This is a genomic window from Paraburkholderia sp. BGA-UO-ETr-F21 (genome assembly GCF_059567925.1).
On sequence record NZ_JCAQOY010000017.1, the window covers coordinates 165,101 to 180,623 of the forward strand.

Below are 15,523 nucleotides of genomic sequence, written 5' to 3' on the forward strand. Positions count from 1 at the left end.
GGAGTGATTGAAATGAGCGATACGACCGCCGCCGAGCGCACTACGGCGCAAGCAGAACCCGTCGAGGTTGAAAATCCCCGCAAGCGCAAGCTGATGCTGGCGCTCCTTGCGGCCGCCGTTGTCGTGTCAGGCGCTGGCTATGGCGCTTACTATTTCACGGTGGCGCGCTTCTACCAGTCCACCGATGACGCGTACGTGAGCGGCAATCTCGTGCAATTGACGCCGCAGGTCAGCGGCACGGTGGTCGCAGTCAACGCCGACGATACGCAGGTCGTCAAGCAGGGCGACCCGGTGGTGACGCTGGACGCCGCCGACGCAAAGATCGCGCTGTCGAACGCGGAGGCGACGCTCGGTCAGACAGTTCGGCAAGTGAGCGGCCTGTACGTGAACAACGATTTCTACGCGGCAAATATCGCGCAGCGCGAGGCCGATCTGGTTCGCGCCAACGACGACCTGAAACGCCGTCAGGCGATTGCGGGAACCGGCGCAGTGTCGGGCGAAGACATCGCCCATGCCCGCGACGCCGTCAGCTCTGCTCAAGCCGCGCTCGACGCCGCCCGCCAACAGGCCGAAGCGAATCACGCGCTGACAGACCGCACCACGATCGAACAGCATCCAAACGTGCAGGCTGCGGCATCGAAGGTACGCGACGCCTACCTGAACTATGCGCGCAATACCTTGCCCGCGCCGGTCACCGGTTATGTCGCGCGGCGTTCGGTACAAGTGGGCCAGCGCGTGGCGCCCGGCACGCCGCTGATGGCCATCGTGCCGCTCAACGGGGTCTGGGTGGACGCGAACTTCAAGGAAGGCCAGCTCACGCACATGCGGATCGGCCAGCCGGTCACGCTCACGGCGGATGTCTACGGCTCCAGCGTCGAATATCACGGCAGGATAGAGGGCTTCTCGGCCGGCACGGGCGCCGCCTTCGCGGTGCTGCCGGCGCAGAACGCCACCGGCAACTGGATCAAGGTGGTGCAGCGCCTGCCGGTGCGCGTGCTGCTCGATCAGCGTGAACTCGATGCGCATCCGTTGCGGATCGGTCTGTCGATGCAGGTCGATGTGGATACCCATGACGAGTCCGGCACCCAACTCGCCGCGGCCACGAACACGACGTATCGCACGGATGTGTTCGCCCAGTATGGTGCGGCTGCCGATGCGGAGATCGCCCAGATCATCGCGCAGAACATGCCGGCCTCGCGCGTCGCCGCATCAGCCGCGCCGCAAAAGACCGTCGCGCACCGCGACGCGTCGCGCCATGCCGGCTGAAAGCAGTAAGCGCGCAAATTTTTTTATCGAATTAGCTGACTGGTCAGATAGCTGCCGGCGACCCTGATCCTCGTATCTCAAGATGGGTGATGAAATGAATCAATCCAATCCCGCTACACTTGCGCCGCTGACGGGCGGCAAGCTGGCGCTGGCGACGCTCGCGGTGGCGTTGGCCACTTTCATGAACGTGCTGGACTCGTCGATCGCCAACGTCGCGATTCCGACCATCGCGGGCAACCTCGGGGTGTCGGTGGACGAGGGTACATGGGTGATCACGCTGTTCGCCGCCGCCAATGCCATTTCAATTCCGCTGACCGGCTGGCTCACGCGGCGCGTCGGGCAGATCAAGCTGTTTGTCGGGGCAATCCTGTTGTTCGTGCTGTCGTCCTGGTTGTGCGGTATTGCGCCGAATCTTCCGGTGCTGCTCGCCGCGCGGATCGTCCAGGGCGCGGTGGCCGGCCCGCTGATTCCACTGTCGCAGGCGATCCTGCTCGGTTCTTATCCGAAGGAAAAGAGTTCGACCGCGCTCGCGTTATGGGCGATGACCGCCACCGTCGGCCCGATCGCCGGCCCGGCGCTGGGCGGCTGGATCACGGACAGCTACTCCTGGTCGTGGATCTTCTACATCAATATCCCGGTGGGGCTGTTCGCCGCCGGCGTGACGTGGGCGATCTACCGCGACCGTGAAACGCCGACCATGCGTCTGCCGATCGATAAGGTCGGACTGCTCTCGCTAATCGCCTGGGTCGGCTCGTTGCAGGTGATGCTCGACAAAGGCAAGGATCTCGACTGGTTCAACTCGCCGGTCATCATTGCGTTGACCGTGTTCTCGCTGGTCAGTTTCGTGTTCTTCCTGATCTGGGAGTTGACCGAGAAGAATCCGATCGTCGATTTGAGGCTCTTCGCCGGGCGCAACTTCCTGGGCGGCACGGTGGCGATCTCGGTCGCGTATGCGGTATTTTTCTCGAACCTGGTCCTGTTGCCGCAATGGATGCAGGAGTATCTGAGCTACCGCTCAGTGGATGCCGGGCTCGTCACCGCGCCGCTCGGTATCTTCGCCGTGCTGCTCGCACCAGTGATGGCCAGGATCATGCCGAAGTCCGACGCCCGCGTGCTTGCCACGCTCGCGTTTCTCGGTTTCGCGGCCGTGTTCTTCATGCGCTCGCGCTATACGACCGGTGTCGATACGTTCACGCTCGTGATTCCTACCTTGCTGCAAGGCATTCCCACCGCGCTCTTCTTCGTGCCGCTGACTTCGATCATTCTGTCCGGCCTGCCCGCGGACAAAATTCCCGCGGCTGCGGGTTTGTCGAATTTCGCCCGGGTTTTTGCGGGCGCCGTGGGCACGTCATTGTTCAGCACGGGTTGGAACGATCGCACGATCCTGCACCATGCACGCCTTGCCGAGCAGAGCAGCGTCAACAATCCGACCTTCGTGGGAGGGCTCGACTCGCTGCACGGCATGCTTGGCGGCAGCACGCAACAAGCGCTGGCGGCGTTTGAGAACTCGCTCAACGGTCAGGCGGCGATGCTCGGTCTCAATGACATCTTCTGGCTCTCGGCTGTGATCTTCATTGCGATCATTCCACTGATCTGGTTGACGAAACCCGGCAAGGGTGGTGGCGGGAGTGCCGCGGCCGCTGGTGCGCACTGAACCGGGGCCGTCGTCGAATCTTAGGCAGCTCCCGGATTTCGCATCCCGTTTCATGCACACGCTTTTTTCGATGCCAGCGAAAACACATGATGGACAAGATTGCCGCAATGAAGGCTTACGTGAAGGTGGTCGAATCGACCAGCTTCGCGAGAGCCGCCGAAGTTCTGCATACGTCCGCAGCCTATGTGACCCGTATGGTTCAGGTCCTCGAGTCGGATCTGGGCGTAAAGCTTCTCATCCGCACCACCCGGCGTAGCAAGCCGACGGATGCGGGCGTTCGGTACTACGAACGTTGCGTCGCGCTTCTTCGGGATCTGGATGAAATGGACGCCGACGCTCAGGCCTCCAAGGGAAGCAATAGCGGGGTAGTCCGCGTCAGCATGCCCTCGCTCATTGCGAAGTCGGCCGTCATCCCGGCACTACCGGATTTTTTTGCCAATCACCCTGAGATCCGGCTGGACATCAGCATTGCTGATCATCATTCCGATCTGATCGAAGAGGGGTTGGACTGCGCCGTGCGCGTGGGAGCGGTGAGCGAACCCGGGCTGGTCGCCAAACCGCTTGGGCATTACAAGACGCTGACCTACGCGTCGCCCGACTATATCCGGCGCCATGGCGAGCCCTTCGCACTGGATGACCTTGGCGATCACATTGGCGTGAGCTATGCCATGAAGTCGGGCCGCATCAGAAGCTGGGAGTTTTTCGAGGGAGACGAGGTTCGCGCCGTTCCGCTGAAGAGCGCGATCCTCGTGAACGACGCGGATACCTACGTGGCGTGCGGGATTGCGGGCCTTGGGCTCATACAGGGCAGCTCCTTCGTTCTCGACGCGCATGTGCGAGCCGGCCGGCTAAAGAAGGTGCTGAGAGACTATCCGCTCAACCCCCGCCCCGTGTCCGTTGTGTATATGCCCAATCGAACCAAGCCAAGGCGGGTCGACATTTTTATCGACTGGCTGATCGATTTGTACTCGATTCAACTCGCCGACCAAAGCTGACCCGCGTTGGCGGCCCTCAACGCCAGGGCGCCATTGCCTGGAAAACACCGTCACGCCTGACCAGCGCGTGCAGAAGCGCCGCTGCCAGATGAAGCACGATCAGCGCAAAGAAACACAGCGCGAGCGTTCTGTGCGCGTTCCACAGCAGCGTGTGCAACGCATCGCTATGCGGCAGGAAGGAGGGCAGATGTATCCCGAACACCACGACGGGATAGTCCGCGGCCGACAGCATGCCCCATCCAATTAGCGGAAGCCCGATCATCAGCAGGTAGAACGCGAGATGCGACAGCCGGGCGGCGAGTTTCATCGGTTCCGGCATCGACGCCGGCAGCGGCGGCGCGCCACGCATGAATCTGATCACCAGGCGAATCAGCGCCAGCACAAGAATCACGATACCCAGCGGCTTGTGGATGGACACCAGTGAAAGATAATCCGGGCGAATGGTGGACACCATCCCGACACCGATAAATAGCATCGCCAGAATGCAAATTGCCATGAGCCAGTGAAGAGCGCGCTGCAGCGGTGTAAAGCGATCGTGGATCGGGGTCATTGCGTGGCTCCTTCCGCCGGATGGCGCGGATAGTCCTTCTCCTCGGCGGTCCGCCGGTTGAACGATACGGAATAGGCGGCCGAGCGCGCGGCGGGAAACGGGTCGTCCGACACATGCATGCCTGACGGCAGCACGGTGGGATCGAAGTTGAGATCGCGACATGGCCCGTCAGCCTCGGGTTCGATGGCGTTGACCACCAGCGTGCCGGCCTCGACTTGATGGCGATCTTCAGGCCAGGCCTTGCTGGGGTCCGCGGTCGGGTCACCGGGGTTGGCGACCGTGACGACCATCGTCCACCGTTGCGGCGCGCTGTGTACCCGCTGCGTAATATCCGCGGCGAGGAAGTCGGCGGCGCGCGCCTTCAACTGGTCGGCGGGCACGGTCTCGGGTTGCGCGGCGGGCACGAACGACCAGCGCACGGCCTGGTCCTGGCCTGCGGCATTGGTGAAGATAAAGCTATTGAGACTGTTATACCGCTCCTGCGCATAAGAGCCCGTCCAAGGCGCGCTGCCGGCCCACGCCACAAAAGCGCCGAACTCCGGATGCGCGGCGGCAAAATTCTTCATGGCGTCCGGGTCGCTCTTGTCGGCCGAGGCTTGAAGCAGGCCGTAAAAGGCCTGCGGCGTGGCGACCGGGAAGACGGGAGCGTCGATCATTGCCGTACGCCATTCGCTGCCATCCGGTGCGACGATGCGCAGACTCAGGCCGCGCACCCGAACGGTGGCGTCCGGGGCCTTGGGATCGGCCGTAGCGAGGTTGAAACGTCCCGTGACCGGATAGGAGCCGGACGCGAGCATCGGGGCCTTGGACAAGGCCGCAGCCGCGCCATTCGAGTCGAAGGTGCCGGTGAAGCAGATGCCCTTGGCGTGATTGCGCCGGAAGCCGAGAGCCGCGCCGCCCGGCGGCGCTAATCCGTTGACGATCTTTGCGGGCGTCAGGCGTCCCGGCGAGAGCCAGCCGGCCGTGAAGGCGAAGGCCGCGACCAGCGCGGCCACGACGATTGCTATCAGGACCAGCGAACGGAATGTGGACGCACTGGAAGTTGGTCTGTCGGCCATCGATCTCTCCTGATCAATGATTTGGCTGAGAGGAAACCTAACGAGGTGGCGACAATAGTGCCATTGTTCTATCGATTTTGCTGAGAGGGGTACCCGGCGACGCAACGCGCGAAAAACCCGCTGCGAGCGGCGAGCTTCGCGCGGGCACCTGGCTCAGGCGGACGCGCCACATGGCAAGTGCGACGTAGGCAAACCCCTACAGCGCACGATGTTCGGCTACGTCATTCTCGGGCTGCTCTGATTTAACTTCGTGAGTGCCTAACCAATACTGAATTCACAGACCTGTGGAGCGAATGTCCTCCTCAGCCCAACTGGAATTCAGGAGCACGACATGAATGCCGACAGCCTTTCCTTGCGATCTCTCGTGGATAAATGGCTTGCGCCAACGCGTTCGATGCCCGCGCGGGTGACGCAGATCGGCCGGTTGCTCGCAACGCATGGTCGCTATGTGCGACTGGAAGGTTGCACTTCGAGCGGGCCGCTGACGATCGTGTTCTTCCGGCATGACAACGGCTCATGGTTTGTGTTTCCGCCCACCCCCGCAGCGCCCGCCATGTGTGGGCATGTCTTCGTGCTGCCGATGGAATGTTCCGCGCGATTTGCCATGAGTCGCGGCGACCGCGCTCAACACTAGCGATACGCGGCGCATTGCTGCAGCGTCGCTCAAGGGCGACACTGACCGACCACTATGACTTCAAGGACAGGCGAGCACCGCGGGTAAAACAACTCACTCCCACGGCGCAGCCCATTTCCCAACGTCAATCCCGCGCGGAAGAAGCCGCGCCGTGGCTCAGCCAATCCAGCACGGCGGTCGCATCATCATCCGCACCCTGGCGCGCCTTCGCGACCGTTTCCGCCACATCCGCGCTAGGCACGGCACGACGAATGGCCACGCCGACAGCCAGGATATCGATCATCACCAGATGCAGAATCCGCGAAATCATCGACAACTGCGACTCGCGAATTTCAATGTGATCGGTTTCGAGCGCGACGGTGGCCCGCTTGGCCAAAGGCGTATTGCTCGACGTAATCGCGATCACCTTGGCGCCCGCCTGCATGGCTACATCCAGCACGCGCAGCAGTTCAGGCGCGCGCCCCGACTTGGACACCGCAACGATCACATCGCCCTTGCCGAGCAAGGCCGCCGACGCCGCCTGCATGTACAGATCGCCGTAGGCAATCGTTGGGATGCCGAAACGGAAGAACTTGTAGTGCGCGTCCTGTGCGACGATGTTCGAATTGCCGAGACCATAGAACTCGATACGCCGCGCGCCGTTCAACAGGTCGATGGCCCGTTCGACGTGCTCGAAATTCAGGTGCTCTCGCAACTGCAAAATCGCGGACACGGTGTTGTCCAGCACCTTCGCGCCGAAGTCCGTAGCCGTGTCGCCCAGATGCACCTGGCTGTGGCTCACTGGAATCGTGCCGGTCAAGCCCGTTGCCAGCTTCAGCTTGAAATCGGACAAGCCCTGGCAGCCGAGCGAACGGCAAAAGCGGATCACGGTAGGCTGGCTCACGTCGGCCTTGCGCGCGATATCGACGATCGGATCGTTGATGATCGAACGCGGATGATTCAGCGCGAGATCGGCCACGCGGCGCTCGGCCGGCGTCAACGCATCGCGCATCTGGCGAATCCGCTCGAATACCGCCGATGAACTGCCGCCCGCGCGGTTCGACAACTGCTCGGCGAGAATCGCGGAGACGCCGAGAAACGCCGGATATTCAGCGGTAATCACATACGTCGGCACGTTCTGCAGGTAGGCTTCGAAGCGACCCTTGGCTTCGAAACGCTTGCGAAACGACGAGCGCGCGAAGACCTCGCCGAGTCGCGGCACCACGCCGCCGCCGATATAGATGCCGCCCAGCGCGCCGAGCGTCACCGCGATATTGCCCGCGAAGGTGCCGAGAATGCCGCAGAACACGTCGACGGATTCGGCCGCGAGCGGCTCGCCTTCCAGCGCGCGCTTGACGATCTCGATCGTGTCGACGTTGGCCGCAACGCGCTTCTTGTCGCGGCCCGCGAGCGCGCGGTAAATCACTTCGATGCCGGGACCCGCGGCCACACGTTCGAACGACACGTGCGACCACTTCTTGCGCGCGTATTGCAGCACGATGTCTTCGCGTTCATCGGCCGGCGCGAAGGTGGCGTGACCGCCTTCACTGCCGAGCGCGATCCAGCGGTCGTCGGCGGGAATCAGGCCGGACACGCCCATGCCGGTGCCCGGGCCGAGCAGGCCGATCACACTGTTTGGACGGCGCGCGCCACCGCCCACCTGCACGCGTTGCGCGTCGGTGAGGCCGGGCAGGGCCATGGCCAGCGCCGTGAAGTCGTTCACCACCAGCAGCGTGTCGAAGCCGAGCGCGCGGCGCGTGGCTTCGATCGAAAAGCTCCAGTCGTGATTGGTCATGCTCACCTGGTCACCGTCGACCGGGTTCGCAATCGCGATCGCCGCATGATTCACGCGGCCGATCTTGGTGTCCTTCAGATACTTCTTGATGACTTCGGCAACGCCCGGATAGTCCGCGCACGGATAGACCTTCACCGAGCCGATTTCGCCCGGGCTCGTCTCCAGCGCAAAACGCGCATTGGTGCCGCCGATGTCGGCCAGGAGCCTCGGTCCATCGGCGTGCTGGCCCGCGCCCGGAACAGCCTTAGTTTGCACACCAGTAGACATCGAGTCTCACTCCCTTGTCGTTCGCCAACTGTGAGATGGCATTTTTTTGTAGCGCAGCGGTGGCGGCGTTCAGCACGTCCATTTTGCGCGGTCCGGCGATCAGCAAAAACAGATGCTTCACTTCTTTCAACGCGGATAGCGACCAGCTTACGCGCGCATGCGGCGCGCTGCCAGGGTGCACGGCGACAAAGCGCTCGCGGGTGGTGATCGCATGGTCCCATTCGGGCGCGTCGGCAAAGATCGACGCCGTGTGGCCGTCTTCGCCCATGCCGAGAATCGCGACGTCCGGCACGACGCCAAAGCGCGGGTCGGCGTTCAGCGCGGCGACGTGAGCGTTCAGTTCCTGCGTGGTGTCCGTGAGCGGCCAGAAGGCCGCGTTTTTCGCGGCGTTCTGCAACAGCGTGGCGTGCACCAGTTGCGAGTTGCTCGCGCTGTCCGTTTCCGGCACCCAACGGTCGTCGACCAGTGTCACGGCAATGCGTGCCCAGTCGAAGGTTTGCGTGGACAACGTCTGCAGAAACGGGCGCGGACTGCTGCCGCCGGACACTGCAAGCATTGCGGGGCGCGCGCCGGTGGTTGACCCGGCGGCCTGTGCGGCGAGCGACGCATGTAACGCGTCGCCAACCGCTTTCGCCAACGCGTCGGATTGGGCGCGTTGATCGTCGAAAGCGTGAAGCTCGATCACTTCTCCTCCGTGCTGCTTTCTTGTTGGATCTGCGGAATGTGCCGTACTGCTCTCACGCGATGCCTGCGAGGTGGATGACCTGCAGGCGCCCTCGTGATACCGGCGCCATTCCGTTCAGTTCGTCGGTGGGTCTTACAGGCGGCGCGTCATGTTCCGTGGAATACGACGTGCCGCCGTGATTCAATTCTCTTCTTCGAGCCAGCAGGTGCCATGTTGCGCCAGCATCGCGCTCGACGCCGCCGGTCCCCACGTGCCCGAAGCGTACGGCTTGGGCGGCTTGTTCGACACTTTCCATTCGTTCAGGATCGGTTCGACCCAGCGCCACGCGGCTTCCTGCTCGTCGCGCCGCACAAACAACGCGAGGCGGCCGTTGATCACGTCGAGCAGCAGACGCTGATAAGCCTCCATCTGTCCTTCGCGGAAGAACTGGTCGAACGCGAGATCGAGGTGGACGCTGGCGAGGTTCATGCCTTCGCCGGGCTGCTTGGCGAGACAGTAGAGGCGAATGGTTTCGTTCGGCTGCAGACGGATCACGAGGCGGTTCGCGCCGGCACGCAGCGCGGAAGCGCCGAGCGCCGAATGCGGCACTGCACGAAAGTTCACCACGATCTCGGCGACGCGATCGGCGAGGCGCTTGCCGGTGCGCAGGAAAAACGGCACGCCGGCCCAGCGCCAGTTTTCGATCTCGACCTTCAGTGCGACGAAAGTTTCGGTCGTGCTGTCCGGCCTGACGCCAGACTCCGTTGCATAGGCCGGCACCGCGGTGCCGCGGATCACGCCCGAATGATACTGGCCGCGCACGGCCACCTTGCCGATGTCGCGTGGGTCGATGGGCTTCAAGGCGCGCAGCACGCGCAGCTTTTCATCACGCACCGAATCCGAATCCATGGAGTGGGGCGGCTCCATCGCCACGATGGAAAGCAGTTGCAGCAAATGGTTCTGCACCATGTCGCGCAGGGCGCCGGTGTTGTCGTAGAAGTCGCCGCGCGCTTCCACGCCGAGTTCTTCGGCGATCGTGATCTGGATGCTTTCAACCCACTCGCGGCGCCACAGCGGCTCGAACAGGGCATTGCCGAAACGCAGCGCCAGCAGGTTCTGCACCGGTTCTTTACCGAGGTAGTGGTCGATCCGATAGATCTGTTCTTCGGCGAAGATTTCACCGACTGCATCATTAATTGCGTTGGACGACTTGAGGTCATAGCCGAGCGGCTTTTCCAACACGATGCGGGCGTTCTCGTTCAGTCCCACCGACGCGAGCGCATGGCAGATCGGCACGAACAGCGACGGACCCGTAGCCAGATAGAACACGCGAATGCCAGGCAGATCCTGGATGGCGTCGCGCAAGTGCACGAAGTCTTCCGCTTTGCCGAGGTCGATATTCACGAACTCGATGCGGTTCAGAAAGCCCGCCCACGCCGTTTCGTCCACACCGTTCTTCGACACATGTGGCTTGACGTGTTCGTTCACCCACTGGAGGTACTCGCTGCGATCCGCCGCGTGCCGGGCCACCGCCACGATCTTGCCACTGTCGGCCAGCATGCCGCCTGCACGGTGTGCTTCAAACAGTGCCGGCAGGATCTTGCGCATCGACAGATCGCCGGTTCCGCCGAAGAGAACGAAGGTGAAACTTGAATCGGTTTGCATGAGTCTCCGTCGATGTCCTGGGGCCGCCGAAGTTGAACAGTTGAGCGACCGTAGTCCGATAAAATTTTTTTTGACACTGAATTGTAGTTTAACTACAATCCAAATCAAGAGGTAACGCTAATTCGATGAAAAAAGCGTGCGCTGCAAGTCCAGATGCGCGTTTTCCCGAATCGGCAGGCGTCCCCTGCATGTTAACGGACATTGCGTGTCGGTACGCGCCAGCACGCCCTGCGGCCCTTGTGGAAAGCCGGGCAGTTGAGCGGCTTTCCGTAATGGTCGCACCAGGTTGACGTGCAAGGCACCTCGAGTCTGCCGCGCGCGACGCGGGCAGGCAAAAATCAAAAGAGGAGACAGTCAGTTGCATCCCGAACCACTCATCTCTTGAGCTTCCAGCGGCCGAAAATCGGTCCGCCGGCACATGCCTCGCGCATGCGCCCGACCGTGCTCGATCGCCCAGTGTTTTGCCTGTTTGAACCAACCACAGCACCCTGGCGACATCAGGGGCCATTTGTTTTTTGTTCAGGTGTCTGGAGGAGATAAGCAATGAAATTTCGCGCGATCATGGGCGCTTTGTGCGCCGCAGGTCTGATGTGTGGCGTCTCGGCCGTGCAGGCTGCCGAGTCGATCGAAGTGTTGCACTGGTGGACTTCGGGCGGCGAATCGAAAGCCGTCGGCGTCCTCAAGGACGACATGACGAAGCAGGGTTACACGTGGAAGGACTTTGCGGTTGCGGGTGGCGCCGGCGCGGCTGCCATGACGGCACTCAAGACGCAGGTGATCTCGGGCAACGCGCCGAGCGCTGCGCAGATCAAGGGTCCGCTGATCCAGGACTGGGCGCAGCAAGGCGTGCTGGTGCCGATCGACTCCGCCGCGGGTGACTGGAAGAAGAACCTGCCGCCGGAAATCGACAAGATCATGCACGCAGACGGTCACTACGTCGCCGCGCCGTTCTCGGTGCACCGCGTGAACTGGCTGTACATCAACAAGGCAGCGCTGGACAAGGCAGGCGGCAAGGCGCCGACCACGTGGCCTGAGTTCTTCGCCGTGGCCGACAAGATGAAGGCCGCGGGCATCCAGCCGATCGCGATGGGTGGCCAGCCGTGGCAAGACCTGACGCTGTGGGAAGACGTCGTGCTGTCGCAAGGCGCGGACTTCTACAAGAAGGCGCTGGTCGACCTCGACGAAAAGACGCTGACCTCGGACAAGATGGTCGGCGTGTTCGACACGGTCCGCAAGATTCAAGGTTATTTCGACGCAGGCCGCACGGGCCGTGACTGGAACCTGGCAACGGCCATGGTCATCAACGGCAAGGCCGGCATGCAGTTCATGGGCGACTGGGCGAAGGGCGAATTCGCCAACGCCGGCAAGAAGTCGGGCTCGGACTACATCTGCGCCGCTGTGCCGGGCACGGAAAAGTCCTACACGTTCAACGTCGACTCGTTCGTGTTCTTCCAGCAGAAGGGCGCGAAGGCGGCAACGCCGGGTCAGCTCGCACTGGCCAAGACGATCATGTCGCCGGAGTTCCAGGAACAGTTCAGCCTGAACAAGGGTTCCATCCCGGTTCGTCTGGGCGTGTCGATGGCCAAGTTCGACGACTGCGCGAAGAAGTCGTACGCGGATGAACAAGTGGCGATCAAGTCGGGCGGCTACGTGCCTTCGCTGGCACACGGCATGGCGCAACCGGATGCAGCAGCCGGCGCGATCTCGGACGTGGTCACGAAGTTCATGAACTCGCAGCAGGATTCGAAGAGCGCGGTTGCCGCGCTCGCGAAGGCAGCGAAGACCAAGTAAGTGAAGTGAATGATGCGGCGCGCCCGGCGGTTCATCAACGGGCACCGGGCGCGCCCTTCACGTCGCTGATTGCCGGGGTGGAAGTCCTGGCATTGGCAGGCGGCTTCAGCCTGGTTTCATAGAGTCACACCTATGCCGTTGCGGCCTCGCGTCTTCCGGCGCGAATGTCCTGGCGGCACAGTTTCAGCAGGAGTCGAGTAGTGACTGCTTCTATCAGCGGAAACGGGAAAACGGCCTCCGTCACCCGCCGCGCGTCGCCCATGGCGGCCCTTGCCGATCGCTGGATTCCGAAGCTGGTGCTCGCACCCAGCGTCGTGATCAGCCTGATCTTCGTGTATGGCTTCATCGCCATTACTGGCTATCTGTCGCTGTCCAATTCGCGACTGATGCCTCGTTATGAATTTGTCGGTCTCGACCGTTATCGCGAACTGTTCGATAACGACGTGTTCTGGACGTCGGCTGCGAACCTCGGCTGGTTCGGCATCCCGTTCATCGGTATCTGTATCGGCCTCGGTCTCTTTCTCGCGATCCTGCTCGATCAGCAGATTCGCAATGAAGGCGCGCTGCGCGCCGTGTTCCTGTACCCGATGGCGCTGTCGTTCATCGTGACGGGTACGGCATGGCAATGGATCATGACGCCGAGCATCGGCCTCGAGAAGGTGTTTCACGACTGGGGCTGGACGAGCTTTTCGTTCAGCTGGCTGGGCGATCCGGACAAGGCGATTTTCTGCGTCGTGATCGCGGCCGTGTGGCAGTCCACCGGCTTCGTCATGGCGCTGTTCCTGGCGGGCCTGCGCGGTGTGGACGGTGAAATCTTCAAGGCCGCGCAGATGGACGGCGCGGGCTTGCCCACCATCTACCGCAAGATCGTGATTCCGAGCATGCGCCCGGTGTTCTTCTCCGTGCTGCTGATTCTCTGCCACATCACGATCAAGACGTTCGACCTGGTGGTCGCGTTGACCGCGGGCGGTCCGGGCACGTCGTCGTCCCTGCCGGCTATTTTCATGTACACGTTTTCGTTCAATCGCGGGCAGCTGGGCGTCGGCGCGGCATCGTCGATGATGATGCTCGCCACTGTCGTGGCCGTGCTCGTGCCGCTGATGTATCTGGAATCGAGGAGCACCCGCAATGCAGCCTAAGATGACGATCAGCCGTGCCGTCATTTACGCGGCCTTGATTCTGTTTGCCCTGTATTTCCTGTTCCCGTTGTACGTGATGCTGTCCACGTCGTTCAAGGACATCGATCAGCTGCGCACCGGCAACCTGCTCACGCCGCCTACGCACTGGACCGTCGAGCCGTGGATCAAGGCATGGAGCGGCGCCTGCACGGGCGTGCGTTGCGACGGCATGCAGCCGTTCTTCATGAACTCGGTGCGGATGGTGATTCCCGCCGTGCTGATCTCGTCGATCATCGGCGCGTTCAACGGTTATGTGCTCACGCATTGGCGTTTCCGTGGCGCGGATCCGATCTTCACGATGATCCTGGTCGGCTGCTTCATTCCGTTCCAGGCGATCCTGCTGCCGATGGCGCGTTTCGAAGGCTTTCTCGGCCTGTCGAACACGACCACCGGCCTGGTGGTGGTGCACGTGATCTACGGTATCGCCTTCACCACGATGTTCTTCCGCAACTTCTACGTGAGCATTCCGGCTGAACTCGTGAAGGCGGCGCGTATCGACGGCGCGGGTTTCTTCACGATCTTCACGAAGATTCTGCTGCCGGTTTCGCTGCCGATTTTCATGGTGTGCCTGATCTGGCAATTCACGCAGATCTGGAATGACTTCCTGTTCGGTATTGTGTTCTCCGGTGTCGATTCGATGCCGATCACGGTGGCGCTGAACAACCTCGTGAATACCTCGACCGGCGTAAAGGAATACAACGTGGACATGGCCGGCGCGATCATCGCCGCACTGCCCACGCTGCTGGTGTACATCATCGCCGGACGCTATTTCGTGCGCGGCCTGACGGCGGGCGCAGTGAAGGGCTAGACGCCAGGCTCAACCATCCGAGCGCGGCGGCTTCTGTTCGATTCGAAGCCGCCGTCACCCGAAGACGTTTTCAAGCAGTACCAGAGACAAGAGGATTCACAGCATGGCAAGCCTTTCCATCCGTGACGTGTACAAAACTTACCCGAACGGGGTGCCGGTCCTGAAGGGTGTCAATATCGACATCGAAGACGGCCAGTTCCTGATTCTCGTCGGCGGTTCGGGCTGCGGGAAGTCGACGCTGCTCAACATGATCGCCGGCCTCGAAACCGTGACCAAGGGCGAAATTCAGATCGACGGCAAGACGGTGAACAACCTGTCGCCGAAAGATCGCGATATCGCGATGGTGTTCCAGTCGTACGCGCTGTATCCGTCCATGACGGTGCGCGAGAACATCTCGTTCGGTCTGAACATCCGCAAGGTGCCGAAGCAGGAGCAAACGCAGATCGTCGACCGCGTGTCGAATACGCTGCAGATCACGCACCTGCTGGATCGCAAGCCGGGACAACTGTCCGGCGGCCAGCGTCAGCGCGTGGCCATGGGCCGTGCCTTGGCGCGCGATCCGGTCATGTTCCTGTTCGACGAACCGCTGTCGAACCTCGACGCGAAACTGCGTATCGAGATGCGTTCGGAAATCAAGCTGCTGCATCAACGCCTCGGCACGACGATCGTCTACGTGACGCACGATCAGATCGAAGCCATGACGCTCGGCGACCGCATCGCGGTGATGAAAGACGGCATCGTGCAGCAGTTCGGCGCGCCGCAGGAAATCTACGACTCGCCGTCGAACCTGTTCGTGGCGGGTTTCATCGGCGCACCGCCGATGAACTTTATCCAGGGCAAGCTGGTCGAGCAGGGCGCGGGCGTGGCGCTCGAACTGGATACGGGCGTCGCGCGCACGGCGCTGAACCTGCCGTTCGACTCCGCGAAGGTGAAGTCGCACGTTGGCCGTGATGTGATTCTCGGCCTGCGTCCGGAGCGCATCACCGACGCGCGTGGCGCGCACGGCGACAACGCGAAGCTGCAGCCGATCGAAGTGAAGGTCGACGTGATCGAGCCAACCGGCCCGGACACGCTGGTGTTCGCGCAGGTCAACGGTAAGCGGATCGTGAGCCGCGTGCACCCGGCCTCGAATCCGCAACCGCTGACGAACACGACGCTGCTGTTCGATACCTCGAAGGCGGTGCTGTTCGATCCGACCAACGAAGAGCGGATTGCCTGA

13 protein-coding genes are annotated in these 15,523 nt (G+C 62.1%); 8 read left to right on the top strand and 5 right to left on the bottom strand.

Translation table 11 applies throughout. The features are described from left to right. The first annotated feature begins 12 nt into the window (after nt 1-12). The 3 genes from AC57B1_RS13170 to AC57B1_RS13180 all read left to right on the top strand — a co-directional run bounded on the left by AC57B1_RS13170 (nt 13) and on the right by AC57B1_RS13180 (nt 3,915). On the top strand, nt 13-1,266 hold the full coding sequence (locus tag AC57B1_RS13170) for an HlyD family secretion protein (protein WP_408344841.1): 1,254 nt from the start codon (nt 13-15) through the stop codon (nt 1,264-1,266). A 94-nt stretch (nt 1,267-1,360) separates the two neighbouring features. Next, nucleotides 1,361-2,920 carry a DHA2 family efflux MFS transporter permease subunit gene (locus tag AC57B1_RS13175; RefSeq protein ID WP_408344844.1) on the top strand — a complete coding sequence of 520 codons (1,560 nt, stop codon included), beginning with the start codon at nt 1,361-1,363 and terminating at the stop codon, nt 2,918-2,920. Nucleotides 2,921-3,006: 86 nt separating this feature from the next. Next, on the top strand, nt 3,007-3,915 hold the full coding sequence (locus tag AC57B1_RS13180) for a LysR family transcriptional regulator (RefSeq protein ID WP_496417694.1): 909 nt from the start codon (nt 3,007-3,009) through the stop codon (nt 3,913-3,915). A gap of 16 nt (nt 3,916-3,931) precedes the next feature. Here the strand turns inward: AC57B1_RS13180 and AC57B1_RS13185 are convergent, their stop codons facing one another. Together AC57B1_RS13185 and AC57B1_RS13190 are read right to left on the bottom strand one after the other, a co-directional pair. Then, on the bottom strand, nt 3,932-4,465 hold the full coding sequence (locus tag AC57B1_RS13185; protein ID WP_408344850.1) for a cytochrome b: 534 nt from the start codon (nt 4,463-4,465) through the stop codon (nt 3,932-3,934). Continuing rightward, the gene (locus AC57B1_RS13190; RefSeq protein ID WP_408344853.1) at nt 4,462-5,523 is read right to left on the bottom strand and encodes a catalase family peroxidase; all 1,062 of its coding nucleotides are present in this window, start codon (nt 5,521-5,523) and stop codon (nt 4,462-4,464) included. Before AC57B1_RS13190 ends, AC57B1_RS13185 begins: the two co-directional genes overlap by 4 nt. A 331-nt stretch (nt 5,524-5,854) precedes the next feature. Between AC57B1_RS13190 and AC57B1_RS13195 the strand changes: the two genes are divergently transcribed. Continuing rightward, the gene (locus AC57B1_RS13195; protein WP_496417695.1) at nt 5,855-6,157 is read left to right on the top strand and encodes a hypothetical protein; all 303 of its coding nucleotides are present in this window, start codon (nt 5,855-5,857) and stop codon (nt 6,155-6,157) included. A gap of 124 nt (nt 6,158-6,281) precedes the next feature. On the opposite strand, the gene AC57B1_RS13200 is transcribed toward AC57B1_RS13195, so the two are convergent. The 3 genes from AC57B1_RS13200 to zwf form a co-directional block, all read right to left on the bottom strand. Beyond that, nucleotides 6,282-8,198 (bottom strand): bifunctional transcriptional regulator/glucokinase, encoded by a 1,917-nt coding sequence (locus AC57B1_RS13200; protein WP_091796378.1) that lies wholly within the window; start codon nt 8,196-8,198, stop codon nt 6,282-6,284. Next, complete coding sequence (pgl, locus tag AC57B1_RS13205) at nt 8,176-8,883, bottom strand: 6-phosphogluconolactonase (protein ID WP_408344859.1); 708 nt, start codon at nt 8,881-8,883, stop codon at nt 8,176-8,178. The genes AC57B1_RS13200 and pgl overlap by 23 nt, the downstream gene beginning before the upstream one ends. 180 nt (nt 8,884-9,063) lie before the next feature. After that, a complete protein-coding gene (zwf, locus tag AC57B1_RS13210) occupies nt 9,064-10,527 on the bottom strand; it encodes a glucose-6-phosphate dehydrogenase (protein WP_091796374.1) in 1,464 nt (487 codons plus the stop codon). A gap of 543 nt (nt 10,528-11,070) precedes the next feature. On the opposite strand from zwf, the gene AC57B1_RS13215 reads away from it, so the two are divergent. The 4 genes from AC57B1_RS13215 (at nt 11,071) to AC57B1_RS13230 (ending at nt 15,523) form a co-directional block, all read left to right on the top strand. Next, nucleotides 11,071-12,318: an ABC transporter substrate-binding protein gene (locus tag AC57B1_RS13215; RefSeq protein WP_091796372.1), complete on the top strand. Its 1,248-nt coding sequence runs from the start codon at nt 11,071-11,073 to the stop codon at nt 12,316-12,318. A gap of 200 nt (nt 12,319-12,518) precedes the next feature. Beyond that, nucleotides 12,519-13,457, top strand: coding sequence for a carbohydrate ABC transporter permease (locus AC57B1_RS13220; protein WP_091796369.1), 939 nt, complete (start codon nt 12,519-12,521; stop codon nt 13,455-13,457). Then, nucleotides 13,447-14,304 (top strand): carbohydrate ABC transporter permease, encoded by an 858-nt coding sequence (locus AC57B1_RS13225; protein WP_091796367.1) that lies wholly within the window; start codon nt 13,447-13,449, stop codon nt 14,302-14,304. The genes AC57B1_RS13220 and AC57B1_RS13225 overlap by 11 nt, the downstream gene beginning before the upstream one ends. A 103-nt stretch (nt 14,305-14,407) precedes the next feature. Beyond that, nucleotides 14,408-15,523 (top strand): ABC transporter ATP-binding protein, encoded by a 1,116-nt coding sequence (locus AC57B1_RS13230; RefSeq protein WP_408187306.1) that lies wholly within the window; start codon nt 14,408-14,410, stop codon nt 15,521-15,523.

Coding starts and splice junctions, on each gene's coding strand:
- zwf (WP_091796374.1), bottom strand. CDS start 10,527: ATGCAAACCGATTCAAGTTTCACCTTCGTTCTCTTCGGCGGAACCGGC.
- AC57B1_RS13195 (WP_496417695.1), top strand. CDS start 5,855: ATGAATGCCGACAGCCTTTCCTTGCGATCTCTCGTGGATAAATGGCTT.
- AC57B1_RS13170 (WP_408344841.1), top strand. CDS start 13: ATGAGCGATACGACCGCCGCCGAGCGCACTACGGCGCAAGCAGAACCC.
- AC57B1_RS13215 (WP_091796372.1), top strand. CDS start 11,071: ATGAAATTTCGCGCGATCATGGGCGCTTTGTGCGCCGCAGGTCTGATG.
- AC57B1_RS13230 (WP_408187306.1), top strand. CDS start 14,408: ATGGCAAGCCTTTCCATCCGTGACGTGTACAAAACTTACCCGAACGGG.
- AC57B1_RS13190 (WP_408344853.1), bottom strand. CDS start 5,523: ATGGCCGACAGACCAACTTCCAGTGCGTCCACATTCCGTTCGCTGGTC.
- AC57B1_RS13225 (WP_091796367.1), top strand. CDS start 13,447: ATGCAGCCTAAGATGACGATCAGCCGTGCCGTCATTTACGCGGCCTTG.
- AC57B1_RS13185 (WP_408344850.1), bottom strand. CDS start 4,465: ATGACCCCGATCCACGATCGCTTTACACCGCTGCAGCGCGCTCTTCAC.
- AC57B1_RS13180 (WP_496417694.1), top strand. CDS start 3,007: ATGATGGACAAGATTGCCGCAATGAAGGCTTACGTGAAGGTGGTCGAA.
- AC57B1_RS13175 (WP_408344844.1), top strand. CDS start 1,361: ATGAATCAATCCAATCCCGCTACACTTGCGCCGCTGACGGGCGGCAAG.
- AC57B1_RS13200 (WP_091796378.1), bottom strand. CDS start 8,198: ATGTCTACTGGTGTGCAAACTAAGGCTGTTCCGGGCGCGGGCCAGCAC.